Source organism: Corynebacterium sp. HMSC072A02 (assembly GCF_001810085.1).
Lineage (GTDB): Bacteria > Actinomycetota > Actinomycetes > Mycobacteriales > Mycobacteriaceae > Corynebacterium > Corynebacterium hesseae.
The window spans coordinates 1-26,144 of the sequence record NZ_KV799801.1; the positions used below are offsets into that span (position 1 = coordinate 1).

Annotated in this window: 27 protein-coding genes and 1 pseudogene; 22 read left to right on the forward strand and 6 right to left on the reverse strand. The window is 59.9% G+C overall.

What is annotated here, in order from left to right:
* Both HMPREF2698_RS00005 and HMPREF2698_RS00010 read right to left on the reverse strand, forming a co-directional pair.
* The coding region (locus tag HMPREF2698_RS00005) for an FAD-binding oxidoreductase (protein WP_141748910.1) at positions 1-941 on the reverse strand (941 nt) is incomplete at its 3' end.
* 17 nt (positions 942-958) lie between these two features.
* Positions 959-2,266: a class I SAM-dependent methyltransferase gene (locus tag HMPREF2698_RS00010; RefSeq protein ID WP_070561301.1), complete on the reverse strand. Its 1,308-nt coding sequence runs from the start codon at positions 2,264-2,266 to the stop codon at positions 959-961.
* Positions 2,267-2,646: 380 nt separating this feature from the next.
* Here HMPREF2698_RS00010 and secY point away from each other — a divergent pair, with 380 nt between their 5' ends.
* The 13 genes from secY to eccB all read left to right on the forward strand — a co-directional run bounded on the left by secY (position 2,647) and on the right by eccB (position 13,002).
* Complete coding sequence (gene secY / locus HMPREF2698_RS00015; protein WP_070521679.1) at positions 2,647-3,972, forward strand: preprotein translocase subunit SecY; 1,326 nt, start codon at positions 2,647-2,649, stop codon at positions 3,970-3,972.
* A complete protein-coding gene (locus tag HMPREF2698_RS00020) occupies positions 3,972-4,517 on the forward strand; it encodes an adenylate kinase (protein WP_070561303.1) in 546 nt (181 codons plus the stop codon). Before secY ends, HMPREF2698_RS00020 begins: the two co-directional genes overlap by 1 nt.
* A 14-nt stretch (positions 4,518-4,531) precedes the next feature.
* The gene (gene map, locus HMPREF2698_RS00025) at positions 4,532-5,326 is read left to right on the forward strand and encodes a type I methionyl aminopeptidase (RefSeq protein ID WP_070530789.1); all 795 of its coding nucleotides are present in this window, start codon (positions 4,532-4,534) and stop codon (positions 5,324-5,326) included.
* Between the two features lie 51 nt (positions 5,327-5,377).
* Positions 5,378-6,169, forward strand: a complete 792-nt coding sequence (locus tag HMPREF2698_RS00030; protein WP_070561305.1) for a L,D-transpeptidase — start codon at positions 5,378-5,380, stop codon at positions 6,167-6,169.
* Between the two features lie 222 nt (positions 6,170-6,391).
* The gene (gene infA / locus HMPREF2698_RS00035; protein WP_003854422.1) at positions 6,392-6,610 is read left to right on the forward strand and encodes a translation initiation factor IF-1; all 219 of its coding nucleotides are present in this window, start codon (positions 6,392-6,394) and stop codon (positions 6,608-6,610) included.
* Between the two features lie 185 nt (positions 6,611-6,795).
* A complete protein-coding gene (gene rpsM / locus HMPREF2698_RS00040) occupies positions 6,796-7,164 on the forward strand; it encodes a 30S ribosomal protein S13 (RefSeq protein WP_010189542.1) in 369 nt (122 codons plus the stop codon).
* Between the two features lie 3 nt (positions 7,165-7,167).
* A complete protein-coding gene (gene rpsK / locus HMPREF2698_RS00045; protein ID WP_010189540.1) occupies positions 7,168-7,572 on the forward strand; it encodes a 30S ribosomal protein S11 in 405 nt (134 codons plus the stop codon).
* A gap of 21 nt (positions 7,573-7,593) precedes the next feature.
* Positions 7,594-8,199 carry a 30S ribosomal protein S4 gene (rpsD, locus tag HMPREF2698_RS00050; protein WP_010189536.1) on the forward strand — a complete coding sequence of 202 codons (606 nt, stop codon included), beginning with the start codon at positions 7,594-7,596 and terminating at the stop codon, positions 8,197-8,199.
* A 69-nt stretch (positions 8,200-8,268) separates the two neighbouring features.
* Positions 8,269-9,279 (forward strand): DNA-directed RNA polymerase subunit alpha, encoded by a 1,011-nt coding sequence (locus HMPREF2698_RS00055; protein WP_070521667.1) that lies wholly within the window; start codon positions 8,269-8,271, stop codon positions 9,277-9,279.
* A gap of 78 nt (positions 9,280-9,357) precedes the next feature.
* Positions 9,358-9,879, forward strand: coding sequence for a 50S ribosomal protein L17 (rplQ, locus tag HMPREF2698_RS00060; protein WP_070521664.1), 522 nt, complete (start codon positions 9,358-9,360; stop codon positions 9,877-9,879).
* 101 nt (positions 9,880-9,980) lie between these two features.
* The gene (locus HMPREF2698_RS00065; protein WP_039674330.1) at positions 9,981-10,814 is read left to right on the forward strand and encodes a trimeric intracellular cation channel family protein; all 834 of its coding nucleotides are present in this window, start codon (positions 9,981-9,983) and stop codon (positions 10,812-10,814) included.
* A 15-nt stretch (positions 10,815-10,829) separates the two neighbouring features.
* On the forward strand, positions 10,830-11,687 hold the full coding sequence (gene truA / locus HMPREF2698_RS00070) for a tRNA pseudouridine(38-40) synthase TruA (protein ID WP_070561307.1): 858 nt from the start codon (positions 10,830-10,832) through the stop codon (positions 11,685-11,687).
* Positions 11,688-11,742: 55 nt separating this feature from the next.
* Complete coding sequence (gene eccB / locus HMPREF2698_RS00075) at positions 11,743-13,002, forward strand: type VII secretion protein EccB (protein WP_070561309.1); 1,260 nt, start codon at positions 11,743-11,745, stop codon at positions 13,000-13,002.
* Here eccB and HMPREF2698_RS00080 read toward each other — a convergent pair.
* Positions 12,893-14,137: a S8 family serine peptidase gene (locus HMPREF2698_RS00080; RefSeq protein ID WP_083303746.1), complete on the reverse strand. Its 1,245-nt coding sequence runs from the start codon at positions 14,135-14,137 to the stop codon at positions 12,893-12,895. The two genes, eccB and HMPREF2698_RS00080, sit on opposite strands and share 110 nt — an antisense overlap.
* On the reverse strand, positions 14,134-15,465 hold the full coding sequence (eccD, locus tag HMPREF2698_RS00085) for a type VII secretion integral membrane protein EccD (RefSeq protein ID WP_070561312.1): 1,332 nt from the start codon (positions 15,463-15,465) through the stop codon (positions 14,134-14,136). Before eccD ends, HMPREF2698_RS00080 begins: the two co-directional genes overlap by 4 nt.
* Positions 15,466-15,594: 129 nt before the next feature.
* Here eccD and HMPREF2698_RS00090 point away from each other — a divergent pair, with 129 nt between their 5' ends.
* The 8 genes from HMPREF2698_RS00090 to HMPREF2698_RS00120 all read left to right on the forward strand — a co-directional run bounded on the left by HMPREF2698_RS00090 (position 15,595) and on the right by HMPREF2698_RS00120 (position 24,466).
* Entirely contained in the window at positions 15,595-16,959 is a 1,365-nt protein-coding gene (locus HMPREF2698_RS00090; RefSeq protein WP_083303747.1) for a cell division protein FtsK, read from the forward strand.
* 4 nt (positions 16,960-16,963) lie between these two features.
* Complete coding sequence (locus HMPREF2698_RS00095; protein WP_070561314.1) at positions 16,964-18,439, forward strand: recombinase family protein; 1,476 nt, start codon at positions 16,964-16,966, stop codon at positions 18,437-18,439.
* Positions 18,440-18,749: 310 nt separating this feature from the next.
* On the forward strand, positions 18,750-20,600 hold the full coding sequence (locus HMPREF2698_RS00100; RefSeq protein ID WP_070561327.1) for an HsdM family class I SAM-dependent methyltransferase: 1,851 nt from the start codon (positions 18,750-18,752) through the stop codon (positions 20,598-20,600).
* Positions 20,600-21,556 (forward strand): restriction endonuclease subunit S, encoded by a 957-nt coding sequence (locus HMPREF2698_RS00105; protein WP_070561316.1) that lies wholly within the window; start codon positions 20,600-20,602, stop codon positions 21,554-21,556. Before HMPREF2698_RS00100 ends, HMPREF2698_RS00105 begins: the two co-directional genes overlap by 1 nt.
* A 255-nt stretch (positions 21,557-21,811) precedes the next feature.
* Positions 21,812-22,837, forward strand: coding sequence for a DUF4192 domain-containing protein (locus HMPREF2698_RS00110; RefSeq protein WP_070561319.1), 1,026 nt, complete (start codon positions 21,812-21,814; stop codon positions 22,835-22,837).
* Positions 22,838-23,000: 163 nt separating this feature from the next.
* Entirely contained in the window at positions 23,001-23,144 is a 144-nt protein-coding gene (locus tag HMPREF2698_RS13335) for a hypothetical protein (RefSeq protein ID WP_168164012.1), read from the forward strand.
* Positions 23,145-23,229: 85 nt separating this feature from the next.
* The gene (locus HMPREF2698_RS00115; RefSeq protein WP_070561321.1) at positions 23,230-23,646 is read left to right on the forward strand and encodes a single-stranded DNA-binding protein; all 417 of its coding nucleotides are present in this window, start codon (positions 23,230-23,232) and stop codon (positions 23,644-23,646) included.
* A 184-nt stretch (positions 23,647-23,830) separates the two neighbouring features.
* Complete coding sequence (locus tag HMPREF2698_RS00120) at positions 23,831-24,466, forward strand: DUF1643 domain-containing protein (RefSeq protein WP_070561323.1); 636 nt, start codon at positions 23,831-23,833, stop codon at positions 24,464-24,466.
* Positions 24,467-24,505: 39 nt separating this feature from the next.
* Here the strand turns inward: HMPREF2698_RS00120 and HMPREF2698_RS00125 are convergent, their stop codons facing one another.
* Positions 24,506-25,309: an ADP-ribosylglycohydrolase family protein gene (locus HMPREF2698_RS00125; protein ID WP_070561325.1), complete on the reverse strand. Its 804-nt coding sequence runs from the start codon at positions 25,307-25,309 to the stop codon at positions 24,506-24,508.
* 88 nt (positions 25,310-25,397) lie between these two features.
* Positions 25,398-25,645: pseudogene (locus HMPREF2698_RS13710) on the reverse strand (terminase TerL endonuclease subunit); the annotation flags it as partial.
* Between HMPREF2698_RS13710 and HMPREF2698_RS00130 the strand changes: the two are divergent.
* Positions 25,623-25,829 (forward strand): single-stranded DNA-binding protein, encoded by a 207-nt coding sequence (locus HMPREF2698_RS00130; protein WP_246819405.1) that lies wholly within the window; start codon positions 25,623-25,625, stop codon positions 25,827-25,829. The pseudogene HMPREF2698_RS13710 and the gene HMPREF2698_RS00130 overlap by 23 nt on opposite strands.
* The last annotated feature ends 315 nt before the right edge of the window (positions 25,830-26,144 follow it).

The window sequence follows — 26,144 nt, forward strand, 5'->3', positions numbered from 1 at the left end:
CAGTAGAAGGAACTGCGCCGCAGCTGCCGCGGCCACACCTTGCGCACCCGCGGGTTCTGCGCGCCAAAGGCTCGCGAGCACCAGAACCAGTCAGTATCCCAGCGCCAGATGTAATCGCGCACCGTGAGGCGGTCGCGGCGAATACCCCGGGCGTGCTGGAGGCTGCGGTAGAAAATCTCCTCCCTCGTGTAGTCGGAGGTTGGGCCCTCCTCCTCCGTGAAACGGGCCATGACCAGGTAGGATTCCTCCGGAGAGAAGACCACGCCATCGAGGCCGTGGACATCGAGGCCGTCGTAGGAGTGGGTGCGGGAGACGTCGTCAAGCGTGCGTGCCAAGGACTCAAAGTCGTGGAAGCGCACCTCCCTCAGTTCCACGTAAGGCTTCACCGCGCGCAGCTCAATCTTGAGGCGCACCGCATAGCCCAAGGAACCGTAGGAGTTGGGGAAGAGGCGGAAGAGATCGACGTTCTCCTCACGTGAGCACGTGAGAATCTCGCCAGTACCGGTGAGGATGTCCATCTCCAGCACGGATTCGTGCGGCAATCCATCGCGGAAGCTCGTGGACTCCACGCCCATGCCCGTTACCGCGCCGCCGAGCGTAATGGTCTTGAGCTGCGGCACCACGAAGGGCATAAGGCCGTGCGGCAAGGTGGCGTCGACAAGGTCCTCGTAGGTGCACATGCCCTGAACCTCGGCGGTCTGCGCAATCGGATCGACCTCAATGACCCCACCCAGGCCGGACACGTCGAGCCCCACCTGCTCGCCGCTGCGCCCGCGGAAAAGGTTCGAGGTTTTCTTTGCCAGACGTACGCGCTTATCCTTCGGCACCGCGCGGAAGCTACGCAGGAGCTTATCGACGCCCTCCTCATGCGCCTTCCAGCCCACCGGCGGGATCTCCATGGCGTCGACGCTGCGGTGATTGCGAATGAGATCAGTCAACATAGAATTCCTTTAAGTCTTTAGAAGCGCGAATCTTCCCACCAGCGGCGCTCGGGCACGCCGGAACGAGAACCGGCCTCACCCAGCTTGACTCCCAAGAAGTGGTACAGGTTGATGATGTTGTGCTCGAAGCCCCACTCGGAGCCGGCCATATAGATGGCCCACAGGCGCGCGGTGGGAAGTCCAACCAGAGAGCAGGCCTCCTCCCACGTCTCTTTAAGGTTCTCGCACCAATCGTGCAGAGTGCGCATGTAGTCGAAGCGCAGGGATTCCGTGTGGACAACTTCGAAGCCGGCGTCCTGCATGCACTTCGTGATGGTGCCGGAGCCGGAGAGCTCACCATCGGGGAAGATATAGCGGTCGATGAAGCCGCCCTTCGGGGTCTTGTGATTATCCGGGTAGGTGATGCAGTGGTTGAGCATCAATCCACCCGGCTTGAGCTTGCCGTTGAGGAAACGGAAGAAGTCCGGGTAGTTCTTGACGCCGATGTGCTCGAGTAGCCCGATGGCGGAGATAGCGTCGAAGCCTTCCTCGGTGACGTCGCGATAGTCCATGAAGCGGATTTCCGCGAGGTCCTCGAGACCCTCCTCCTTGATCTTGGCCTGGCCCCACTCAGCCTGTTCCTTGGAAAGGGTCACGCCGAGGGACTTCACGCCGCGCTTGGCGGCGTAGCGCACCATGCCGCCCCAGCCGCAGCCGACGTCCAGGTGGCGGTCGCCCTCCTTGAGCCGCAACTTGTCAAAGATGAGGCGATACTTGTTTTCCTGGGCCTCATCAAGCGTGGCGTCGGGGGAGGGGTAGTAGGCGCAGGTATACGTCATCGAGTCGCCGAGGAAGAGCTCGTAGAAGTCGTTGCCCACGTCGTAGTGATCGGAGATGACTTCTGCGTCGCGCTCCTTGGAGTGCTTGGACAATCCTTCGTGCAGCTTGCGGCGCAGCCACGAGGCGCGCTCGACTTCCGGGACCGGCTGGATCTGGAAAGCTCCCATCGAGGCCAGGGAGCGTGCCACCCTGGCCAAGGTCTTCGTGTCCGGGCGGGTGAACTTGTCATACATGGCGTGCAGCGCATCGAAGATGCCGTAGGGGTGCGCCGGGTGCTCTCCCTCGACAGTGATGCCGTCGGTGACATAAGCGCGGGCAAATCCTACATCCCCTGGGTGAGTAGCGATATAGGCCAAGCCCTGGAGGTTGTTGATCTTGACGGTAAACTGCGCATCGGTTGGGCCGGTGGCGGAACCATCGAAAGCCTCCCAGCGGAAGGGGTTGGGGCTGGGGACGAAGGTATCGATAATCTCGGCCACGGTCATTGGGGAGAATCGCTTACTCATAAAACTACATACTTCTTTCGGTTCATTGGCTGGCAGAAAAAGAACGGCCATACTCCGAGACGCCCCGGGCGTCGCGGGGGAGGTCGAAAAGACGTAGAAATCTTGTAAGGACATTGCCTTCAGACAACACAGGCAATGGTAGGCCCAATCCGGGGATAGCGCTAAGGGAGAAACCAAAAAGGGGACCTCCGGGCGGCCATGTGCGGGGTTAATGTGGCGAAAGTGGCCAAGGCTGGTAGGGTAATGGGGTCAAAAGTGTTCAACCGTTCCTATGAGATGCCTTAAGAGGGCTCTTAGCTTTTGGGAACAGATGAGATCCACCCCCGTGCGCGGCGAATTCGAACCGCACAACAAGCGCGGTAGGCCAGGAGGATTAAGTAGTGTCCGCCATTTTGCAGGCTTTTAAAGATGCCGACCTGCGTAAGAAGATCATCTTCACGCTCGTGTTGATTATCCTCTACCGCGTTGGCGCGCAGATCCCGTCGCCGGGCGTTGATTACGCCACCATCGCCGGCCGCCTTCGTGACCTCACGGAGGAATCCGGCAACCTCTACTCGGTGATCAACCTGTTCTCCGGTGGCGCGCTGCTGCAGCTGTCGATCTTCGCCATCGGCATCATGCCGTACATTACGGCGTCGATTATCGTGCAGCTGCTCACCGTGGTGATTCCTCACTTCGAGCAGTTGAAGAAGGAGGGGCAGTCCGGTCAGGCCAAGATGACGCAGTACACGCGCTACCTCACCCTGGCGCTGGCGCTTCTGCAGTCTTCGGGCATTGTGGCCCTGGCGGACCGCGAGCAACTCTTGGGGCAAGGCGTACGCGTCCTGGCGGAGGACCGTAACTTCTTTACCCTCGTCGTGCTCGTTATCACCATGACCTCCGGCGCCATCCTCGTGATGTGGATGGGTGAGCTGATTACGGAGAAGGGCATTGGTAACGGTATGTCGCTGATGATTTTCGCCGGTATTGCTACCCGCCTTCCCACCGATGGTGTCAGCATCATGCAGAACAACGGTGGCCTCGTCTTCGCCATGGTGGTCGCCGGCCTCATCGTCCTCGTCGTGGGCATCACCTTCATCGAGCAGGGGCAGCGCCGCATTCCGGTGCAGTACGCAAAGCGTATGGTTGGCCGTCGCCAGTACGGTGGTTCGTCGACCTATCTGCCGCTCAAGGTCAACCAGGCCGGCGTTATCCCGGTTATCTTCGCTTCCTCGCTGATCTACATGCCGGTGCTTATCACCCAGATCGTCAACTCCGGCTCCCCGGGCGTGTCCGATAACTGGTGGCAGCGCAACGTGATTGCGCACCTGCAGGCACCGAGCTCCTGGCAGTACATCGTCCTCTACTTCGTCCTCACCATCTTCTTCTCCTACTTCTATGTCTCGGTTCAGTATGACCCTGCTGAACAGGCGGAGAACATGAAGAAGTATGGTGGATTTATCCCGGGTATCCGCCCGGGTCGGCCGACCGCCGAATACCTGGGATTCGTCATGAACCGCCTTCTGTTCGTCGGTTCGATCTACCTGGCGCTCATCGCTGTTCTGCCGAATATCCTTCTGGACCTCGGCGTGGGCCGCGCAGGTGCCAGCGGCACTTCCGCCTTCGGCGGTACCGCCATCCTCATTATGGTCTCGGTGGCCCTGACCACGGTCAAGCAAATCGAGTCCCAGCTCCTACAATCCAACTACGAAGGACTGCTTAAGTAATGCGTTACGTACTCCTTGGCCCTCCCGGTGCCGGCAAGGGCACCCAAGCCGCGCTCCTCAGCGAAAAGCTCGGCGTTCCGCACATCTCCACCGGTGACCTCTTCCGCGCCAACATTGGTGAGGGCACCCCGCTCGGCGTCGAGGCTAAGTCCTACATCGACGCGGGCAAGCTGGTGCCGACTGATGTCACCGCCCGCATGGTGGAGGACCGCCTCAACCAGGATGACGCCAAGGATGGCTTCCTTCTCGACGGCTTCCCCCGCACCGTGGAGCAGGCCGACATTCTTGAGAAGCTCCTCTCCGACAAGGACCTGAAGCTCGACGGCGTGCTGAACTTTGAGGTTTCCGAGGACGTCGTGGTCGAGCGCATGCTCGCCCGCGGCCGCGCGGACGACACCGAGGAGACCATCCGCACACGCCTGGGCGTCTACCGCGAGGAGACCTTCCCGCTCATCGAGCACTATGGCGATGCCATCATCTCCATCAAGGCTGAAGGAACCGTTGAGGAAATCAACGAGCGTACCCTGAAGGCAATGGGCAAGTAGCCCGTCTTTTTGTCATGGCTTTTCGTCGACGCACTAAAACGATTCCGGCCCGCACTCCGGGCGAGCTTGATGCCATGCAGGCGGCTGGCGAAATCGTCGGCCGCGCCCTGCAGGCGGTGCGTGCCGCCGCTGCAGTTGGCGTGAGCACGCTCGAGCTCGACCACGTAGCCGAGCAGACCATTCGAGATGCCGGTGCCGTGCCCACCTTTAAGGGCTACGGCGGTTTCCCGGGATCTATCTGTGCGTCAGTCAACGACGTCATTGTCCATGGCATACCCAGCAAGGAAATTGTCCTCGCTGAAGGGGACCTCGTCTCCATCGACTGTGGTGCCACGCTCGACGGCTGGGTGGGGGATAGCGCGTGGACGTTTGGCGTCGGCAAGCTCAGCTCTGAGGCGCAGGCGCTGTCTGATGCCACCGAATGGGTCCTGCACGAAGGCCTCAAGGCCATGGTCCCCGGCAACCGGCTTACCGACGTCTCCGCAGCCCTCGAACAGGCCACCTACCGTGCCGAGGATAAGTTCGGCGTGGACCTGTTTATTGTTGACGGCTACGGCGGCCACGGTATCGGCCACGAAATGCACGAAGACCCCTACCTGGCCAATGAAGGCAAGGCAGGGCGCGGACCCATCATCCAGGAGGGCTCCGTCCTGGCCATTGAACCTATGCTGGCGCTGGGCACTGAGGACAACGCCGTGCTTGACGACGACTGGACCGTTGTCACCCTCGACGGATCGCTGGCTGCCCACTGGGAACACACCGTGGCGGCAACGGAGAATGGTCCTCGAATTCTGACACAGCGTTACTAAAACGCAACATTCAGGTAGGAAAACCGTGGAGGAAGGTTTATACTTCTCCACATGTCTAAGATTCGCTCCTTTGTTGGTGCTCGTTCCCTACGTCGCGCCACCGCAATCGGCCTGGTAGCCGCCACTCTCTCGGTTGCCCCCGCCGCAAACGCACAGACGGTCCCCTCGATTGATTCCCTGTCCTCCGACGTCCAATCTCAGATTGATGAGTTTGCCGGCCAGACCCGTGAGAACGCGTGGAACAGCCGCAACCAGATGCTGGAGACGCTGAACAACGTTAACCCGCAGGCCGCTGATGCCCTGCGCCCCGTCATCGACGGTGCCATTGAACTGGTCTTCCCGGGCCTCATTGAGCAGAAGAACGCCGAGATTCGTGCGGCTCGCGAAGCAGCTGAGCGTGCCCATGCTGAGCAGGTTGCACGCGAAAAGGCAGCTGCTGAAGAGGCTGCCCGCAAGGCTGAGGCTGAGCGTCAGGCTCAGCGCTTCGACGTTGGGCCGTGCCCGGCTGACGCCCGCATCTGCGTGGATCGCGCCGGTCGCCGCTCGTGGCTGCAGGACGGCAACGGCAACGTGACCTACGTTGCTCAGGGTATGTCTACCGGTAAGCCAGGTGAGGAGACCCCGGCCGGTACGTTCTATATCAACCGCAAGATCAAGGACGAGATCTCCTGGGAGTTCGGAAACGCGCCGATGCCCTACGCCATGTACTTCACCAACAATGGCCACGCTTTCCACGAGGGCTCCCCGGCTTATGAGTCCAATGGCTGCGTACGCCTGACCCACCAGGACGCCGTCCGCTACTGGAACGATGTGCCGATGGGTTCCAAGGTCTTCATCTACTAGAACCGCAGCGGCAAGATAGCCGACTGTCTCGCATACCTCCCGCGCCTTCGGACGATGGGAGGTTTTATATTTGGAAAACACGTATCCGCAGCGTATGCTTTAGAGCTGGTGTCTGTACGCAGCCAAAGTGGTTGTGGAGGACACCAGGCAGTAGACACCAAACATGCAGGTGGGGGCGTCGCCAAGCGCGGCGCGAAGAACTCCACCAGAAAAGTAGAGGTTATGGCTAAGGAAGGCGCAATCGAGGTTGAGGGTCGCATCGTCGAACCCCTGCCCAACGCAATGTTCCGCGTCGAGCTCGACAACGGGCATAAGGTACTTGCCCACATTTCGGGCAAGATGCGTCAGCACTACATCCGCATCCTCCCGGAGGATCGCGTTGTCGTGGAGCTGTCTCCTTATGACCTAACCCGCGGACGCATCGTCTACCGCTACAAGTAAAGACAGTAAGCCTCCTCACCCACGGGACGCACTTGATGCGTCCCTTTCTACCTCAGGCTGCGATGGCCTGAGCCCACGCTGCTAAGCATGCCCACAGTTCCCCGGCACGGCCCGGGGCGAAGCGTATGCGTGGCGGGGGACGGATGAGGAGAAAACCATCGTAACAACCCGAAAGGACTAGCCATATGGCACGTCTAGCTGGTGTTGACCTCCCGCGCAACAAGCGCATGGAGGTTGCTCTCACCTACATCTACGGCATCGGGCCTGCCCGTGCCAAGGAGCTGCTGGAAAAGACCGGCATTTCTCCTGACCTGCGCACCGACAACCTCGACGATGATCAGCTGTCGGCGCTGCGTGACGTCATCGAAGCTACCTGGAAGGTCGAGGGTGACCTCCGCCGCCAGGTTCAGGCTGACATCCGTCGCAAGATTGAAATCGGTTGCTACCAGGGCATCCGCCACCGTCGTGGCCTGCCCGTTCGTGGTCAGCGCACCAAGACCAACGCTCGTACGCGCAAGGGTCCGAAGAAGACGATCGCAGGAAAGAAGAAGTAACACATGCCACCTAAGACTCGTTCCGGCGCGCGCCGTGGTGGTCGTCGCGTCGTAAAGAAGAACGTGGCCGCTGGCCACGCATACATCAAGTCCACCTTCAACAACACCATCGTGTCCATCACGGACCCGCACGGTGCTGTCATCTCCTGGGCATCCTCCGGCCACGTTGGCTTCAAGGGTTCCCGTAAGTCCACCCCGTTCGCAGCGCAGATGGCTGCTGAGAACGCGGCCCGCAAGGCCATGGACCACGGTATGAAGAAGGTTGACGTTTTCGTCAAGGGTCCGGGCTCCGGCCGCGAGACCGCCATCCGTTCCCTGCAGGCTGCAGGCCTCGAGGTTTCCTCGATCACGGATGCCACCCCACAGCCGCACAACGGCTGCCGTCCGACCAAGCGCCGCAAGGTTTAAGGGAAAGGAAGAGGTAAGAAAATGGCTCGTTATACTGGCCCCGCTACCCGCGTATCCCGCCGTCTGCGCGTCGACCTGGTCGGCGGCGACATGGCATTTGAGCGCCGCCCGTACCCACCGGGACAGGCTGGCCGCAACCGCATCAAGGAATCTGAGTACCTGCTGCAGCTCCAGGAGAAGCAGAAGGCAAAGTACACCTACGGCGTGCTGGAGCGTCAGTTCCGCCGCTACTACGCCGAGGCTAACCGTCTCCCGGGCAAGACCGGTGACAACCTCGTCGTTCTGCTCGAGTCCCGTCTCGACAACGTGATCTACCGCGCTGGTCTGGCCAACACCCGCCGCCAGGCTCGCCAGCTTGTTTCCCACGGTCACTTCACCGTGAACGGCAAGAAGATCAACGTTCCGTCCTTCCGCGTGACGCAGTACGACATCATCGATGTTCGTGAGCGTTCCCAGAAGATGGAATGGTTCGAAGAGGCTCAGGACCGCCTGGTAGACGCCAACGTTCCGGCGTGGCTGCAGGTCGTTCCGGACACCCTGCGCATCCTCGTGCACCAGCTGCCCGAGCGCGCTCAGATCGACGTTCCGCTGCAGGAGCAGCTCATCGTCGAGCTTTACTCGAAGTAATCCTTCGACACTTTCATCTTTACCCCTTCTACCGGCGTCATATAGCGGGCGCCGACAAGGAGAAACTCCATGCTTATTTCCCAGCGTCCTCAGCTCACCGAGGAATTCATCGACTCGTCTCGCTCCAAGTTCGTCATCGAACCGCTCGAGCCGGGTTTTGGTTACACCCTCGGTAACTCGCTTCGTCGCACGCTGCTCTCGTCCATCCCGGGCGCGGCAGTAACCTCCATCAAGATTGATGGTGTGCTCCACGAGTTCACCACCATCAACGGCGTGAAGGAAGACGTTTCCGAAATCATCCTGAACATCAAGGGTCTGGTTCTGTCCTCCGACTCTGACGAGCCGGTGGTTATGTACCTGAGCAAGGAAGGCCCGGGTGAGGTAACTGCAGGCGATATCCAGCCGCCGGCTGGCGTGGAGATCCACAACTCGGATCTGCACATCGCATCGCTGAATGATTCCGCCAAGCTGGAGATGGAACTCGTCGTCGAGCGCGGCCGTGGCTACGTCCCGGCTGCCTCCACCTCCGGGGAAATCGGCCGCATCCCGGTCGACCAAATCTACTCCCCGGTGCTGAAGGTCTCCTACAAGGTCGAAGCTACTCGTGTTGAGCAGCGCACCGACTTTGACAAGCTGATCATCGACGTCGAGACCAAGAACTCGATTTCCGCACGCGACGCCCTGGCTTCCGCCGGTGGCACCCTGGTCGAGCTCTTCGGCCTGGCCCGCGAGCTGAACACCGCTGCTGAGGGCATTGAGATTGGCCCGTCCCCGCAGGAGACGGAGTACATCGCCGCCTACAGCATGCCGATCGAGGATCTGAACTTCTCCGTCCGCTCCTACAACTGCCTGAAGCGTCAGGAAATCCACACCGTTGGTGAGCTCGCAGAGTGCACCGAATCGGACCTGCTGGATATCCGCAACTTCGGTCAAAAGTCGATCAATGAGGTAAAGATCAAGCTGGCTAACCTGGGCCTGGCTCTCAAGGACACCCCTGAGGACTTCGACCCGACCCAGCTCGAAGGCTACGACGCAGAAACCGGCGACTTCAAGGACCCGGCTTCCGACGATTCCGAGTAAAGAATTCCACTGAATCGTGACGGCGCGACTTGTGCGCCCCGTCGCGCGCTCACTTAATCCGCACACGAGGAGTACACAATGCCTACCCCCAAGAAGGGTCCGCGTCTCGGCGGCTCCGCCAGCCAGCAGAAGCACCTGCTGAGCAACCTGGCAGCGAGCCTGTTCGAGCACGGCGCAATCAAGACCACCGACGCTAAGGCGAAGCTGCTTCGTCCTTACGCCGAGAAGATCATCACCAAGGCGAAGGCCGGCACCGTTGCTGACCGTCGCGCAGTTCTCAAGCTCATCCCGCACAAGGATGTCGTTGCCTACCTCTTCGACGAGCTGGCACCGAAGTTCGAGAACCGTGAGGGTGGCTACACCCGCATCATCAAGCTGGACAACCGCTCCGGCGACAACGCCCCGATGTCCCAGATCTCCCTCGTTCTTGAGGAGACCGTGACCTCCGAGGCTAACCGCGCTACCCGCGCAGCTGCTTCCAAGCAGGCTGAGGAAGCTAAGGCCGAAGAGGCTGAGGCTGAATCCGCTGAGGAAGCAAAGGCAGAGGCAACCGAGGCAGAGGTCGAGGAGACCGCTGCTGAGGAGTCCGAGGAGAAGTAAACTTCTCTCGCCTTAACTAGGCCGCAGTACCACCTTAGGTGGGGCTGCGGCCTTTTGTTATGCTTTCTGGGCTATATAACCCCGACCAGAACGTATACTCTATGACCCCGCTGTTTACTGTGCTGTACGTAATCGGCATCGTCTCCGAGGCGATGACCGCTGCGCTGTCCGCTGGCCGGCAAAAGATGGATCTGTTTGGCGTCATCATGTTGGGCGCAGTCACCGCATTGGGCGGCGGCACGATCCGCGACATGGTGCTGGGCGCCTACCCGTTGACGTGGGTGGCGGAACCGCGCTTCCTCTTGGCCGTGGTGGCCGCCGCCGTCGCCACGGTTTATATGTCCTTCCTAATGCACTATTTCCGGCATGTATTCTTGCTTCTCGACGCCCTGGGCCTTGCGGTATTCAGTGTCCTTGGTGCTCAGAAGGCCTTGGAACATGGCCATGGGTTGGTTATCGCTGCCGTGGCTGCGGTGCTGACCGGTGTCTTTGGCGGTATTTTGCGTGACTTGTTGTCCGACCGTATCCCGCTGGTCTTGTCCGCCGAGCTGTACGCCTCCATTTCTGTTCTTGCAGCCTTTTCTTATGCGGGATTGATGGAGCTGGGGCTCAGCGATGAGGTCGCTGGCGTCGTGACGGTATGCCTAGCGCTGGCGCTGCGCGTGGCTGCGATCTACTTTGGATGGTCGCTGCCGGTGTTTGAATACCGGGGAGCCGAACAACCCATGGACCCGCGCCTGCGCTTGTCTGCCCGCATTGTTCGGGATGGCGCCCGCAAGGCCAAGCGCAAAGCCGGCCAGGCCAAGAAGAATCTAAAGCACCCCAAGCGGGCTGGCTATGCCGCTTTGAGCAAGCTGGGCGTGAGCAAGAGCGCGAAGCGCCAGCACGCGGCCCAGGATTGGGAACTCAATCGCGAGTGGAATGCCAACGACTAGGTAGAATCAGCATCCATGACTAACGTTCGCCTTCGCCTAGACTTGGCCTACGACGGCACCGACTTCCACGGGTGGGCCAAGCAAAAGGGCGGCCTGCGCACTGTTCAGCAGACCGTGGAAGAAAAACTGAGTATGGTGTTGCGCCACCCGGTGGAGCTCACCGTGGCTGGGCGCACCGATGCCGGAGTGCATGCCAGCGGCCAGGTGGCGCACTTAGATACCACGCGGGCGGCGCTGGGACAGCGCAGCATCGATGGCGATCCCACCAAGCTGGTGAAGCGCTTGGCCAAGTTGCTGCCTGCCGACGTCCGCGTCCACGCCTGTACCGAAGTTCCCGCAGATTTCGACGCGCGCTTTTCTGCCTTACGCCGCCGCTACGTCTACCGCATCACCACGCATCCGCGCGGTGCTCTTCCGACCCGTGCGCGCGATACCGCGACGTGGTTCAAGCCGGTGGACCTGGAGTTGATGCAGGCCGCGGCCGATCAGCTGGTGGGGCTTAATGACTTCGTGGCTTTTTGCAAGGCGAAGCCGCACGCCACGACCATTCGCGAGCTCCTTGCCTTTGAGTGGAAGGACGTGTCGACGCCCGCGGAGCCGGAGCTCTACGAGGCACACGTGACCGCGGATGCTTTTTGCTGGTCCATGGTGCGCTCGTTGGTGGGCTGCTGCTTGCGGGTGGGGGAGGGCTCGCGCGGCGTTGACTTCGCCGCCCGGATGCTGCGGGAAGAAAGCCGGTCCTCCGAGATCCCGCTTGCCGACGCCCAGGGCTTGAGCCTGGTGGGCGTGGATTACCCCGATACTGACCAGTTGGCCGCGCGGGCTGAGATGACCCGTGGTCGTCGCGCTGCGGAGGAGACCGAGTTGGGTTAATCTAGAACCCACTGCGCCGTGGGAGGGTGGCGCTGCGATTCGGGGGAGGATTCTCATGGCACGCGCGTTGCCAACTACCAAGGCCCAGGTGTCGGGCCACAAGTTTCTATTGCGCCGCCTCGAGCACGGACTCGTGTTCGGGGATATCCGCATGATTCATGATCCATTGAAAAGGCGCCAACGCGCCCTGCTGGGCGGTGTAGCCGCAGTAGCCTTCTTGAGTCTTGGCTCGGGGCTTATCGCCTGGATGCAGCCAGACCCGCAACCCGGCGATGCGCCTGTCGTGCGTTCCTCCGAGGGACAGCTCTTAGCGCTGGTCAACGGCACTTATCATCCAGTGGCTAACTTGGCTTCGGCCAGACTCATTGCCAACGAGCCGGTCGAACCGCAGGTGGCAGGTGACAGCTTCTTAGAACAGATGAGCCTGGGCACCCCGCTGGGGATTGCAGACGCCCCCAACCTTCTTGCAAGCGCAACTGGGCAGGAACCAGGATGGTCAGCCTGCTTGGAAGAATCAACACAGGGCGCGAACTGGCAATCCAGCAGCCGCGTTGGCACCGTGACCGTGGTGGCGCACCGCGCTGTTCCCAGGTTCGATGAAGAGCACGCCGCCGTAGTGGAAACCGAGGGCACGCAGTGGCTGCTCACCGGCCAGGGGCGCGTCGTGCTGCCCGAGGCTACGAGCACACAAGGCCGGGTTCTGCGGCGCGCGCTGGGGATGACCGCGGAGACCGCCGTGTGGGCCATGCCCGCGGAGCTGCTCAACACATTTGCCGAACTGGAGCCGCTGAGCTTTCCGGCCGCCCCGCCGGAGATTCTGGATACTGGTGAGCAGCTCTGGGCGCGCACGGAGCAGGGTGTCTTCTCCATCACCCCCACACAGGCGGAGATGCTGGTCGGCCTGGGCGCACAGCGTTTGCCTGCGCAGGCGCAGGAGGTGGCCGCGCTGGGCGACGTCCCTCCGTCCTTCAACCTCCCCACCACCCGCGTGGACTTCCTGTCCCCTGAGCAAGGCTGGTTATGCGCAACTCACGAGCAAGGCGCCGGAACCATGCGGCCGGTGGCGGCCACGGTGGACTTGCCGGGAGACTCGGCCGCGCAGCGTTTCGCCGGCCTCCAGGCCGGCGTGGGCGTGGACAGTGGGCACGGCTACCACGTGGTTTCCGCCACCGGCAGGCGCCACGAGCTGGCTAGCGCGGCGGAGCTTAAAGCACTGGGTGTGGGGGAACCGGAGCGGGTGCCGTGGGAGATCCTGCGGCTGCTGCCGGAAGGCTCTGCTTTGAGCCGCGCGGAGGCCTTAGAGTCTGAGCACTGAGGGTGGCTACGAGGGCGAGGATGGCCACGGCGCCGAGGAGAAGGCGAGCAATTGGCCAGCCCTTGGCGGGTGGCGCCGCCTGCGGCCTCACCGCGACGAAACGTTCCTCGCGGGTGTCTGTGCTGGGCCGGTAAGTCACTGCTGTGAGAGGATCAACCACCCCATGCCCGGGCTCTGCTGAGTCAATGATGCGCTGGCGCAGCTGTGCTGGGGAGTCCCCAGGGTAGCGCTGCGCCAACAAGGCGATCGTGCCACTGACCAGGGGAGCTGCAAAGGACGTTCCCTGAAAGACGGTGTCCTCCTTTCCCGTGGCCCATCCGCCGCTGGGCTCCAGCGCGAGGGGAACGCTGCCTTCCGCGCTGAGGGGTGCCGTGATGGAATACTCCGCGAGGTCGTGCGGCGTGGCCAGAGCACCAACCGCGAGGACGGTGTCGGCTTCCGCGGGAAAGACCACGTCATCCTTTTCACAGCCGCCGGCCGTCGCGTTTCCCGACGCCGCCACAACCACCGCCCCAGCCCCTTCCGCGCGCTCTAGCGCCGCGTCCAAGGCGGAACGATCGACCCGCGTGGCGGCCTCCGGTGGAACGCACGACACCACGGAGACGTTGATGACCTGAGCCCCCGCGCTGACGGCGTCTTCGATGGCGGCAGCCAGGCTGGCCAGCGTGCCGGACCCGGCGCGGTCCGCCTCACCATTGTCCGGCGCTGGGGCCCGGTAGTGCGAGCTGGTCTGCCGGATGGAATAGATTTCCGCATCCGGGGCCACACCGAGATCCTTGCCAGCGATGACGCCAGCAACCACCGTCCCGTGCAGGTCGCAGTCCCGCAGCGGGTCAGGCTCCTCCGGAGTCACGAAGTCTGCTCCTGGTGACACACGCAGCTGTGGGTGCGCGGCCACCCCGGTATCGATGACCGCGACCTTCACCCCAGCACCTGTGGCAAAAGAATGCAGCCGCGCCCGGTACTCCGCATACTGCGCGGAGGGCTGTGGCCCTGCCGTGGCGAGCGTGGCCTTCGCGCAGGCGGTATCCGGTTCGCGGGCGACGGCTACCGGTGCACACAGAGCACTGGTACCCCAAGCCAGGCAAACACCAAGCGCAGCGCCGACAGCGCCTATTTGGGTCAGCGTATTCATGATCCCAACCCCCGAATGAGCTCGAAGAGCCCCGCCACGTGCGCGGCCAGCGGCAGGCACGCGGCCAGGGCGAGAGCCTCGGCGCGCTCGAACCACACGATAGTGGTCGGCTCAATCTGCCGTAGCTTGCCTGCCCACACCGGCACGGACAGCATGGCCGCGATGACCAGACCCGCAACGATGCTAAGAACCCACGTTCCCGTCGTTGGGGCGGAAAGCAGCTGCCACTCGCGTAGAGGTACGGCCACCGCGGCACACGCAGCAGCAAGGCCATAGATTCCCAGCGCCCACGCAGCGACGGGCCGGGCGTGGCGTGCCGCATGCACGATGACACCGCCCGCGACACTCAGGCACAGGGCTTGGGAAACAATGACGGTTGCGCCCTCGTGAGCGTTGAGCGCGACGAGGAGAAGGGAAGGAACGCCCGCCAGCGCGCAGCCCACTGCGATTCCCTCGTAGGCCTGCCCGGCGCGCCGGGCTTTGAGCGAGTTATCCGTAGGGTCCTCATCGGAGATGCTCAGGTCTTGTCCGGCGGTGGGAAGTTGTGGCACCCGGAGGCCAGCGAGCCGCGTGGTGAACAGGGGAGCGCCTGCGAGTAGGGCCACGGTGGCGGCAAGCAGCGGGGCGGGGCCAAGCAGGCCGATGAGCACGAGCAGGCACCACGTCGCGGCACTTGCCCGAGCACGTATTCCGCCGATGCGCACCAGATGGGAGAGCACCGCCACGGTACCCACGGCCGCCGCCGCAGCCACGAGTGGCGCGGCCGGAATCGCGGTTCCGGATGGGCCAGCAAAGAAGGGCACCCCAGTGGCCAGCGCCCCCGCCAGCCCGGCAGCCACGTGGGAGGCCGCGAGCAGGGAGCCGCGCCGGGTCCACGCCGCGAGCACGAGGCCGATTATCGCAGCGGCGGTGCAGCCAACCGCGGGAGACAGCGCGGCGGCGAGCAACGCGCCGACGGCGATGAGCCCCGCTGCGCCCCAGAACCCGGCCAGGCCGGAAAACTGCGCTGCAGAGACGTCGGCAGCGAGCGCCTCCGCGGCATCGCGCACAATCGGCGCCGGCGATGGCTCATCGGGGCTGAGCACGAGGACGGAACCGTCTTCCACGCTGGTGCGATCCAGCGGCGTGGTCATCGATATGGTCTTGCCCGCCGCGGTAGTAGCGCGCCACAGGATGGGGGCCGGTGGGACGTCGACAAGCACGAGCAGTTCCCCCAGCACCTCCCCGAGGCTGGAAGAAAGCGGCAAGGATATGTCCGCCTCTTTGCGGGTATGACCTGCGTGGATACGGACGGTGACGTGGACAGAATGCGCGAGTGTGCGAGTCATGGAATGTACCTCCCCCGAGAAAAATTTCTGGGCAACCCCTTGCCCATTGCCTCACATTGTGGCTTACTGGTGGCACGCTGTCCACCGCTTCAGGAGGCGGTGGAGTACTTCGGGGGGAAGGACTTTGACATGCGCGTACCCACACGCGTCGTGGACACTGGGCAGCCGGCCTATCGGGAGCCGGCACCGCCGTTGCCGCAGGGCAGCATTAACGCCGAGGCCGTGCCGGAGGCGGCTCGCGCTCAACCCGTGCCACTGGTTCGCCTGCTCATGCCGCTGGTCATGATCGCGGCCATGCTGGGCATGGTGGCGCTCATGGTTCTCGGTGCGGGGGATGCCCGCCGGATGAGTCCGATGAGCCTCATGTTTCCGCTCATGATGCTGGCCAGTATGGCCATGATGTTTAACCCGCAGGGAGGCGGGCAGGATCCGGATGAGACCCGCCGGACCTACCTGCGCCACCTTAAGGCGCTGCGGGAGGAAGCGCTGGAGCGCGGGGCGGCGCAACGCGCGCATGAAGAACACCGCAACCCTGACCCTGAGCAGCTTGGTGCATTGATTCCGACAACGCGCCTGTGGGAACGGGACGCGGATGCCCCGGACGCCTTGGAGGTGCGGGTGGGGACGGGGCCGATGGCCCTGTGCACGCCCATTAACGTGCCGGATTCGGGCGCGGCGGAGGACCTCGATCCGGTGTGCGCGGTGAGCTTGCGCCAGACCGTGCGCGCGGTGGGAACGCTGGCGGACATGCCGGTGGTCATCCAACTGCAAGCCTTTCCCATCGTTGGCCTGGCCGGCGAGGATGCGGCCGGGGTTGCCCGCGCGCTGCTGCTACACCTGGCCGTGCTGCACGGTCCGGAAACCGTGGGCATTGAGTACCACGGTGAGGAGTGGAACTGGCTGAAGTGGCTGCCACACGTCAGGGATCCGGGCCAAGCCCAGTTCCGCATCCGCGTTGTAGAGGAGGACCAGGCAAGCGGCGTTGCCGTGCCGCGCGGTGACGCGCTGGAGGATACCCCCACAACCACCATCGCCGTGGGCGTAACACCTCATTCGCCGCTCGGGCGCCGCGCTGAGGAAGAAGGCATCTACCTGCGGGCGGAGGGCGTGCTCTCCGTGGTTACTGCCGCGGGGGAGGAGGAGCTGGGCCGCTGCGCGCTTGTCGACGATTCCACGGCCCTCCTGCGTGCCCGTACGCTTGCGCCCTATCACCGCCCCTTTGGCAGTGATGCTGCGGCAGCGCCCCGGCACGGTCGCGATGCGGACCTGCCGACCTTGCTGGGCTATCGGGACGTGGATGCGCTTCAGGCCTCCGGCATGTGGCAGGGACGTAGCCCGGCTGAGCGGTTACGCGTGCCCATCGGCGTGGACGAGTCCGGGCACGCGCTGATGCTTGATGTGAAGGAGTCCGCGCAGGGCGGGATGGGGCCGCACGGTTTGTGCATTGGTGCCACGGGCAGCGGAAATTCCGAATGTGGCTTTGGGGTACGATAGCCGCATGGCAGATACCACAACGCAACGGGCAGCGATCTATGCGCGTATTTCGCTCGATAAGCAGGAAGAAGCTGGTGTTAAGCGACAGATACATCTCGCTACCAAGCAGGCCGAGGCTGACGAGGCTGAGGTTGTAGCAACTTACGTGGACAACAACATCTCCGCGTTCTCGGGTGAGTATCGGCCCGAATATGACAAACTCATCCACGCCATCGAGAACCGCGAGATCGGCGTCGTCTACGTGTACGCACTTGACCGTCTTACTCGCCGCACCAAAGACACCCTTGCGCTCTTCGAACTCTGCGAGAAACACAACGTCACCGTCAAGGCGAACCGGGGGTACAACATTGACCCCTCAGATCCAGCATCGCGGCTTACTATCGTCATCCTCGGTCTCATCGCTGAGCAGGAGTCTATTGATAGAGCAGCCCGCATCCGCGCTGCCTATGAAGACCGTGCTCGCACTGGTCGGCCCAAGACGGGCGGGCGCCGCATGTTCGGCTACGAGGCTGATGCTGTAACTGTCATCGACGAGGAAGCTCAGGCCATCCTCGATGCTGCAGCGATGATCATTGCTGGCAAGACTTTGCGTGAGACCGTGCGAGAGATCTTTCATGCCCGAGAACTTACTGCCACGTCCGGCCGGTCTATGACGGCACCCACGCTGCGTGACATTCTCCTCAACCCTCGTGTGCGTGGCTTAAGTACGTTCAACCCCACCGATCCTGATACGGGTCTCCGCCTTGTCAAAGACCGTCAGATCGTCGGAAAGGGAACCTGGCCTGCCATCATCGACGAGGTTACGGGCGAGAAACTCGACGCAGTGCTGCGTGATCCGTCACGGCGGCGCTCGCATAGCGGGAATGCGCCCCGCTACTTCCTCGCGTCTGTCCTGACCTGCATCTGCGGAGATCCGATGTACGCGCGCAGCCGGAAAAACAAGGATGGTAGTCCTCGGCGCTTCTATACCTGTAAGCGCTCTGAGCCGGGTGGCACCCATGTCTCTATCGGCGCTGAGGTGGACGATCTTATTGAAGCTGTCATCCTCAAGCGCATGGCCCAGCCCGACGCCGTGGATACGCTGCGCAATGCCTTAACACCGGAGGACGACACTCTCACCGAGCAGCTGCAGGAGCTTACAGGGCGGCGAAACGTGCTGTTAGCCAAGCGTGAGCAGTTTGAAGAAGTTGCTCTTAATGAAGAGATTGACATGTCAACATTCGCGCGCATGTCAAAGAAGATTGATGCCCAGATCGCAGTCATTGACAAGAAGGTGCATGAACTCACCACGAGCCGCGAGGCAGACCCGTTGGCTGCAGAACTTGCCGACGGCCCTGACTTCGCTGAGTGGTGGAGCGGTGCCTCTGTCGAGGACAAGCGGCGGCTAACCCGGCTACTGATGGAAATCCGTATCCTGCCCGGCAAGGCTGGTGCGAAGAAATTCGATCCACACCGTGTGAAGATCACTTGGCGGCAGTGATTGTCTGCGGGGCACACCTACGAGGGAACGCCACGGGAGCGGGCAGTTCGGGGGAGACCTGCCTCTGTGCCGGGGGGACACGCTCAACCGTGACGTTCCGAGAAAATTATGGCACGGTTGCTGCCACCCCGCATGTCGAGCGCCGAATGCGTGAACCCTGGTTGTACGGTAACGATAACTTGCGGTTTTGTTACACGTAGCGTTTTTTACGCAATGATCCCATACGGCCTCGCATCCTGCTATATGTACACCGCGACATCCCAGGGGCTAAATGTACAGGATCGACGAAATTTGGATAGGGAGTGCCCGCATGGCGAACGAGCGGATTACAGAGGACTTGGTCGATGACCGGCTCCGCGATCTTGGGTATTACGATGATGCGGAGAAGATCGTTGTTGAAAAACAGCAGTCCGCTATCGAGGCGATTCGCAAATCTCTGTCAAAGGCGTCGAAAACTGGCGGTGGCGGTAGTGGCTATCCAGAGTTCATTATCTCTGCGCCTGAAACCCCAGACATGGTTGTGGTCGTCGAATGCAAACCAGAGATAAGGTTTCACGAATCAAAAAACCGCGACAGGCCAAAAGACTTCGCCGTTGATGGCGTGCTGCACTACGCACGGTTTCTGACACATAAGTACACAGTGATCTCAATTGCGGTGTCGGGAACACCTGCGCATAACGAATGGTCTTTCTTTGTAACTACCAAGGGGGAGAAGGATGCGCGCCCGCTGAAAGCTCCAAGCGGTGCGGTTATTACCGAACTTGTCAGTCTTGATGACCTCGTCATTGCTGCGTCCTTTGACCCCTCTGTGCAAACCCAACGAACCAAGGACCTCATCGCATTCTCGCAGGAGATGCATGCATTCATGCGAGACGAGGCAGAGCTGGAGGAGAAGGAGAAACCCCTTGCTGTCGCAGGTAGCCTGATCGCGCTCAATGACCCTGTCTTTGCAAAAACTTATGAAGCGTATGGTGCGAAGGATTTACCTGACTTCTGGATGCAAACGATCCAGAAGGTCATCGGATCTGCGCAGATCCCCTTTGCCAAGATAACCAACATGACCCAGCCCTTTACCGGTATCCAAGTTCATCCGGAACTCGGTAAAGCAACCAAGGGGTACCCGCAGGGGTTGTTGCACGAGATTGTGACCATGCTTGCAGAGAAAGTGCTGCCCTTTATTACCGTCTACCATGACTTCGATGTTGTGGGTGCTTTCTATGGCGAGTTCCTGAAATACACGGGCGGTGACGGTAAGGGGCTGGGGATTGTGCTTACACCGAAGCACATCACCGAGTTGTTTAGCCTGCTCGCCAACGTGGACAAAGACAGTATCGTGCTTGATACCTGCGCTGGTACTGGTGGGTTCCTAATCTCCGCTATGACCCAAATGATTCGGACTGCTATCACCCAAGATGAGATTGAATCCATTAAGAAAAACCAGCTGATTGGTGTTGAGCAGAACCCCAGTATGTACGCACTCGCTGCGTCGAACATGATTCTGCGAGGTGACGGAAAGGCCAACCTCTATCAAGGGTCTTGCTTTGATACTGCTATTACTAAGGGGGTTAAATCCCACCGGGCTACGGTTGGTCTGATTAATCCTCCCTATGCCAAGACAAAAGAAGACCTGCACGAGTTGCGATTCGTGGAGCACATGCTTGACTGCTTGGCACCTGGCGCTATTGGTATCGCAATTGTGCCTATGTCTTGCGCTACTGCGAAGAGCGATCATAAGCGTTCTCTACTGAAGAAGCACACGCTCGAAGCCGTTATGTCGATGCCGTCGGAAGTGTTCTACCCGGTTGGAGTTGTCACATGCGTGATGGTATTCACTGCCCATACGCCCCATGAGCGTTCAAATCGCAAGACTTGGTTCGGATACTGGCGTGAAGATGGGTTTGTCAAGGTCAAAAATCTTGGGCGCGTTGATCGAGACGGCACTTGGTCCGAGATTCGTGATAAATGGGTCGAAATGTTCCGCAACCGAGAGGTTCACCCGGGACAGTCTGTCATGCAACAAGTCACTGCAGAAGATGAATGGGTTGCAGAAGCATATATGGAAACTGATTACGGTTCCTTAACGGAAGCCGACTTCGAAAAGGTGCTTTTGGACTATGCCCTGTTCACTTTGAAGGGGTCCGGGATTGGAGACGTTGACTAATGAAGCGTCTCGACGAGATATTTGATCTTCGGTACGGTCATTCGCTTGAACTCAACCGTCTTACACAAGTTAAAGCGCCCGCCGGTGTGAACTTCGCTTCCCGTGCTATGGGCAATAACGGCATTACAGCGCGAGTGCTTACTAAAATTGCACCAGGTCAACCGGGCGAGATCACTGTTGCACTGGGCGGGAACGGGGTGCTTTCGTCATTCGTTCAGCCCGAACCATTTGTGTGCGGTCGTGATGTCATGATCCTTACCGCTAAGGACCCCTCGATGCCGTTGGAAACCAAGCTTTGGTACTGCGCTTGTATCTGGGAGAACCGTTACCGCTACTCCTATGGACGGCAAGCCAACCGGACCTTGGGTTCATTGCTCGTCCCTGATAAACCGCCCGCGTGGGTCGCGAATAAGCAAATCCCCTCACACAGAGGGCTACAACGCTCGTTAACACCTCGTTTGGGCTTGACTGACCCAGAGCAATGGGTCGATTTTCCGCTGAATAGCCTTTTCACGATCAAGAAGGGCAAGCGTGTAACGAAGGCACAGCGCAAGCCCGGAAGCACGCCTTTTATTGGAGCATCGGATAGCAACAACGGCATCACTGACTGGAACAAGATTGACCCAATCTTTCCACCAGGCACGCTTACAGTGCCCTACAACGGGTCGGTTGGGTTCGCGTTCTATCAGGATCGAGATTATTTCGCCTCGGACGACATTCAGGTACTTATACCTAAGCGAGCGTTGTCGCGTTGGGTGATGTTATTCATCGCCGTGATGGTTCGACACGAGAAAGACCGTTTCACTTACGGGTACAAATGGAATCTCGCTCGTATGAAGAAGACAACCATCCGGCTACCCGCCTCACCAACCGGCGACCCTGACTGGGACTACATGGAGCGCTTTATGAAGGGGTTACCGTTCTCTGCAGCGCTTGAAAGTGGGGTCGAAGTATAGTCTGCTTTGGGTACGCTAACGTCTTCACGTCTCGCGACCGACTATTTACGGTGCTATCGAGCGTATGGAAGAAGAGACCTAGCAGTGACCGCGTCGCTAGTGCCACTGTCCTGCAAGCAAGCACCAGGCGAGCACTAGCGACGCTCTGGGCATGTGAGGGTGCTGTAACAGCAGGGATACGGACATAGCCCGGCAAAGCCGGACCAAATACGGAATTGTCCACACACATCCCGTATTTGGCATAAGGAGCGCTTCATGTCCACCTACTCACAGACTCTTACTTCCCACGGCGAAATCCTCGCCAACATCCCTGGCATCCTCGGCTTCTATCCGCAGAACTCGCTGGTCATCGCGTTCTTCGAGCGCAACAGCGACACCCCTGGCCTGCACTTAGGCCCGCTTGCCCGTCTCGACCTCGACGACGCTGTGCAGACGCTAATCGACAACCAGCAGCAGTTCACTGCCTTGTCAGACCGCGACAACGCTGACGCCATCATCGCCTACGTGGTAAGCAGCGACCCATCTGCTGCCGACGACCTGGCGGAGTTCCTACTTAGCGAGGACTCGCCGCTGCCGACAGTGCTTGCGATCGTTCAAGTCCCAGAGATCACCTCCGGGACGGGCTGGTGGACTGTGTACCAGCAATTGAGCCTGTCAGCACCGCGCAGCGGCGTGGTCAGTGAGGTGGCCAGCTCCGCTGCGCTGCAGCAGATGATCTTGGATACCGGCCAACTGCCAGCCCTGTCGCGCGAAGAGCTGGAAGAACGCCTGGACAGCACCTCTCACGGCATCGACGAGGAGGAATACCAAGACATCATCTCCGACGTAGCAGCTTACGAGCGTGAGATTCACTTTCTCCGCGACGACTTGCAGCATGAGTACGAGAGGGCTGCAGAGGGTATCGCTGACCCTGCTAACACGCGGGCCATTCGTGCAGCGCTGAGGTGTTTTACCACACCCATGCTGCGAGATCCGCTACTCGCAGCACTACTGGATGACCCGGAGCAGGGTCTGGAGTTCGCAGAGCTTCTCATGCGAGTGGTACCGCAGGATTGGAGCAAAATGCGCTCCCAAGTAACCGCGACCGTGGCTGTTCTCGCTCAAGCCACTGGCCAAACAGGGTTTGCAGGTGTAGCAGCGAACAAAGCCACAGAGCTGAGCGAGACGGAGAATTTCCCAAGTCTGGTGGCTCGCTCCATCAACCTTGGCCTGGGCAGCAAATTGATTACAAGCGTGCGTGAAGGCGCGGAGAAGGCACATTACCTCCTGTTCGACGCTTAAAGAATTTCACCCCGTTGCAGCATGCGCTGTAGCGGGGTTTTCTTTTCGGCACTGTTGCGACCAGGGAAGACATACATCTTCTACTGGCAGGGGAGCAGCGTCTAGACAGCAGAGCTGTCTTCAAAGAACGGATTGAATATCCGATTCACAAAGGAGACCAGCCATGTACCACCGCACTCACGAAGACCTCGAACTGCTCTACATGCTCTCTGACGGTTGCGACGGCGAGGACGCCGATCCTGGCGCGACGCAGGAGCTGCGAGACCTGGAAGCGGCAGGGGCACACCTGCCCTGGGCAGTGCTGTAACAGCACTACTACAGCAGCAGCAAAGCCGCTGCTCAAACACTCAATTGAAAGACAATTCACACTCACTCATATGAGGAGAAATCTCATGTCCAACCCGTTTAACTCTGGCACCATCGTTGGTAACGCAGCCCGCGAGCCGAAGGTCTTCGAGCACTCCAACGGCGGTGCGACGGTGAAGCTCAACGTCTACGCGCGAAATACGTTCAAGAACAAGACCACCGGCAAGGTGGAATCCGAGATTGTTGAACTCACCGGCTACGTCCCGGACTCCAACAACCTCGGTGTGTTCGGCTGCATCGGCGCTGGTGACAGGGTTGCAGTCTCGTACTCGCTGAAGACGGACGCGTACACCGACAAGGACGGGCAGAAGCACTATCCACTGGTCGCACGGATTGACACCGTACAGCTGATCGATTCAAAGAAAGAATCTGCGGCACGTGCTGCCCGTCGAGGTAACGACGCTGCGACGGCTACCAACAACACTGAAGAAGTGCCTTTCTAACACCGACACCCCGCAGGGAAACCTGCGGGGTAATTTTTTTAGCTCTATGAAGCCCAGAGGTAGTGGGACCAAACAAGAAACTGTAGGTACTTGAAAGCTGATAATCCTCAGCTTTACGTTCAGTATTACCGCGAAGCTAATCTAGAAAACTCATAAATAGGCACTCCTATGTAAGAATAGGGAGGTGGAGAATTTGACGGAACAGGGGTTCATTCAAGCCTGGGAATCAGGCCGCCTTGTTTATCCCGCCACCCCAATGGCACACGGTCAGCGGTGGTTCCTTCGTACTGCTGAGAATTCCGAGAACCATTCCAAGATTCTGTTTGTTGGAATCAATCCTTCTACCGCAACCGCATTCGCGGCAGCATCTAAGGTTCAAGGCGGAGATCCGACGACCGCGGCGATCTTGAAACGTTTCCCAGTTGATGACCGCCAGCGCCCCATCGATGCCCGGTGGATGAGCATTATCAACCTCATCCCGCTAGTTGGTCAGGGCCGCCAGTTACCCGACTGGAATCTTTCGTCGGGGAAGAGTGAGATCCTCTCCTCCTTGAAAATCACCATCACCGTAATGAAATTGATCGTGCCTGAGGCAGACCATATCATTCTCATGTGGGGTAATCCGAAGGATAGCAACTTCCCTTGGAAACGCGACATCATTCCTATCGTCCAAGAGCTGATTAGGACGTCCAAGAAGCCAAACGCGGCGGCTAAAGCCGTTTATTCGAAGAACGCTCCTTATTATCCAACTCACCCAGCATATGGCAGGTGGAACGGCCACGAATTCTGTGACGCGCTACACCTTCTAGAACACGAGTAGTCTCCAGGAGTGCACACGCTTGAATCTTTGAGGCGGCGATTAAAATAGAGCCGTTTCGATAAGGTCTTTACCGCGCAGTGTTTCCATCCACCTGGTAGGTATCGATTCTACCCCATACCTGGCACCTGCTAATGCGCCAGCAACTGCAGCAGTCGTATCCGCGTCAGCTCCAAGATTCACTGCCGCGAGTACGCATTCTTCATAGCTCGTTGTGTTTGCGAAACACCATAAGGACGCTTCTAAGGTATGTACTACGTATCCTGTTGACCTGATCTGTTCGCGGGGCTTACCTAACCACTCGCTGATATCTGGTTCCTCCCCACGCACAACAATCCGTAAGATTTTCACGAAATCGACGCACGCTTGCATCGAAATTTCATGTGCGTGCGTGATGGCCGAAACGTTGCGAATCTGTTCGTTGGTAGCTTGTGTATAAGCCAGTGGCGCGATTCGCATAAGCGAACCGTTGCCATTATTTCGCTCGCTAGATTGTCCTGCTCGATTCATCAGGGCACGCAGAGTTGTTTGACCTATACCGAATGCTGCCCTGTCTGGTGTGTAGAAACCTAGATATGCCCATTGTTCAAATCTCTTCCTCAGATCTGTAACATTTATGCGGCCTGTTGCCCGGATCGAATCGCATGTGGCTAGCGTCATTGCTGTATCGTCCGAGAAGGTGCCAGCAGGTCGATCATGGGAACCATACCCAATCATGTCCGTGCAAAGGAAGGAATCTCGCTTCAAGAACTCGTAGGGAACACCCAGTGCATCACCTACCGCCAGCCCGAAAATACAATCCCGCAAACTACTCATGGACTTCTCCCGCAGCAAACCCGCCGTCATTCGTAAAAATCTATTTTACAGTACTAAATAGCCCCCTCGAATCGCACACCGACTCGCCCGCCCCTGAGCTACCTCCCCGAATGGCTCAATCCAAGGCCGTGATGGTTACCACGACGCCGTCGATCTTTTCGGTGGATTTTTGTTTGTCGGGTTTGATGTTTCCTGCCGGGGCGGTGCGCACGTGGATGTTGTCAACAATTCATCCCAGGACTGGGTGCCCGCCATGGGCACGCTTGCCTTCTAGGGCGAGTTTCATGAGTTCTTTGGAGGGTGGGGACATGTCTTTGAAGCCTTGCCCGAAAGGCACTTCACCGTGAAACCAACATCCTCAAGGTTGAGCTACTCTCTGAAGACTGACAACTACACCGACAATGATGGGAACAAGCACTACCAGCTCGTGGCCCGTATCGACACGGTGCAGCTCATCGACTCCAAGGCCGAGTCTGCAGCACGCGCTGCACGCCGTGAGAACAGCGCTGACAACGCTGCTGCCAACAGCTCTGAAGAAGTACCGTTCTAGTTGCAACAACACCCCGCAGGGAAACCTGCGGGGTTATTTCTTGGTACAGACCGCGCATGACGCCGTTGCCGTCCAGTAGGGGATCGCTACCGCGCCTGCTCTGGGGCACCGTCATTTCACAGCGCAATATACGCACCACGACACGCGCTGTTTTACCGTGCAACAAACACGCCATTTCGCTGCGCATTGCACTGACACATCTACACGCCACTCGATCAACCACTTCACTGCACTCTGTAGTGGCGTGCAACTTAATTGACACGTTTATTGCGCAGTTAAGTGGTGAAGCGTCCTGGGTTTAGTTCCTACCTCAGC

Excerpts from the sequence above, each read along its gene's own strand:
- rplQ (WP_070521664.1), top strand. The coding sequence starts at position 9,358 with ATGCCTACCCCCAAGAAGGGTCCGCGTCTCGGCGGCTCCGCCAGCCAG.
- HMPREF2698_RS00065 (WP_039674330.1), top strand. The coding sequence starts at position 9,981 with ATGACCCCGCTGTTTACTGTGCTGTACGTAATCGGCATCGTCTCCGAG.
- HMPREF2698_RS00020 (WP_070561303.1), top strand. The coding sequence starts at position 3,972 with ATGCGTTACGTACTCCTTGGCCCTCCCGGTGCCGGCAAGGGCACCCAA.
- truA (WP_070561307.1), top strand. The coding sequence starts at position 10,830 with ATGACTAACGTTCGCCTTCGCCTAGACTTGGCCTACGACGGCACCGAC.
- map (WP_070530789.1), top strand. The coding sequence starts at position 4,532 with ATGGCTTTTCGTCGACGCACTAAAACGATTCCGGCCCGCACTCCGGGC.
- HMPREF2698_RS13335 (WP_168164012.1), top strand. The coding sequence starts at position 23,001 with ATGTACCACCGCACTCACGAAGACCTCGAACTGCTCTACATGCTCTCT.
- HMPREF2698_RS00125 (WP_070561325.1), bottom strand. The coding sequence starts at position 25,309 with ATGACGGCGGGTTTGCTGCGGGAGAAGTCCATGAGTAGTTTGCGGGAT.
- HMPREF2698_RS00110 (WP_070561319.1), top strand. The coding sequence starts at position 21,812 with ATGTCCACCTACTCACAGACTCTTACTTCCCACGGCGAAATCCTCGCC.
- rpsM (WP_010189542.1), top strand. The coding sequence starts at position 6,796 with ATGGCACGTCTAGCTGGTGTTGACCTCCCGCGCAACAAGCGCATGGAG.
- HMPREF2698_RS00095 (WP_070561314.1), top strand. The coding sequence starts at position 16,964 with ATGGCAGATACCACAACGCAACGGGCAGCGATCTATGCGCGTATTTCG.
- infA (WP_003854422.1), top strand. The coding sequence starts at position 6,392 with ATGGCTAAGGAAGGCGCAATCGAGGTTGAGGGTCGCATCGTCGAACCC.
- HMPREF2698_RS00100 (WP_070561327.1), top strand. The coding sequence starts at position 18,750 with ATGGCGAACGAGCGGATTACAGAGGACTTGGTCGATGACCGGCTCCGC.
- HMPREF2698_RS00030 (WP_070561305.1), top strand. The coding sequence starts at position 5,378 with ATGTCTAAGATTCGCTCCTTTGTTGGTGCTCGTTCCCTACGTCGCGCC.
- eccD (WP_070561312.1), bottom strand. The coding sequence starts at position 15,465 with ATGACTCGCACACTCGCGCATTCTGTCCACGTCACCGTCCGTATCCAC.
- HMPREF2698_RS00080 (WP_083303746.1), bottom strand. The coding sequence starts at position 14,137 with ATGAATACGCTGACCCAAATAGGCGCTGTCGGCGCTGCGCTTGGTGTT.
- HMPREF2698_RS00105 (WP_070561316.1), top strand. The coding sequence starts at position 20,600 with ATGAAGCGTCTCGACGAGATATTTGATCTTCGGTACGGTCATTCGCTT.
- rpsK (WP_010189540.1), top strand. The coding sequence starts at position 7,168 with ATGCCACCTAAGACTCGTTCCGGCGCGCGCCGTGGTGGTCGTCGCGTC.
- rpsD (WP_010189536.1), top strand. The coding sequence starts at position 7,594 with ATGGCTCGTTATACTGGCCCCGCTACCCGCGTATCCCGCCGTCTGCGC.
- eccB (WP_070561309.1), top strand. The coding sequence starts at position 11,743 with ATGGCACGCGCGTTGCCAACTACCAAGGCCCAGGTGTCGGGCCACAAG.
- HMPREF2698_RS00115 (WP_070561321.1), top strand. The coding sequence starts at position 23,230 with ATGTCCAACCCGTTTAACTCTGGCACCATCGTTGGTAACGCAGCCCGC.
- HMPREF2698_RS00055 (WP_070521667.1), top strand. The coding sequence starts at position 8,269 with ATGCTTATTTCCCAGCGTCCTCAGCTCACCGAGGAATTCATCGACTCG.
- HMPREF2698_RS00090 (WP_083303747.1), top strand. The coding sequence starts at position 15,595 with ATGCGCGTACCCACACGCGTCGTGGACACTGGGCAGCCGGCCTATCGG.
- HMPREF2698_RS00010 (WP_070561301.1), bottom strand. The coding sequence starts at position 2,266 with ATGAGTAAGCGATTCTCCCCAATGACCGTGGCCGAGATTATCGATACC.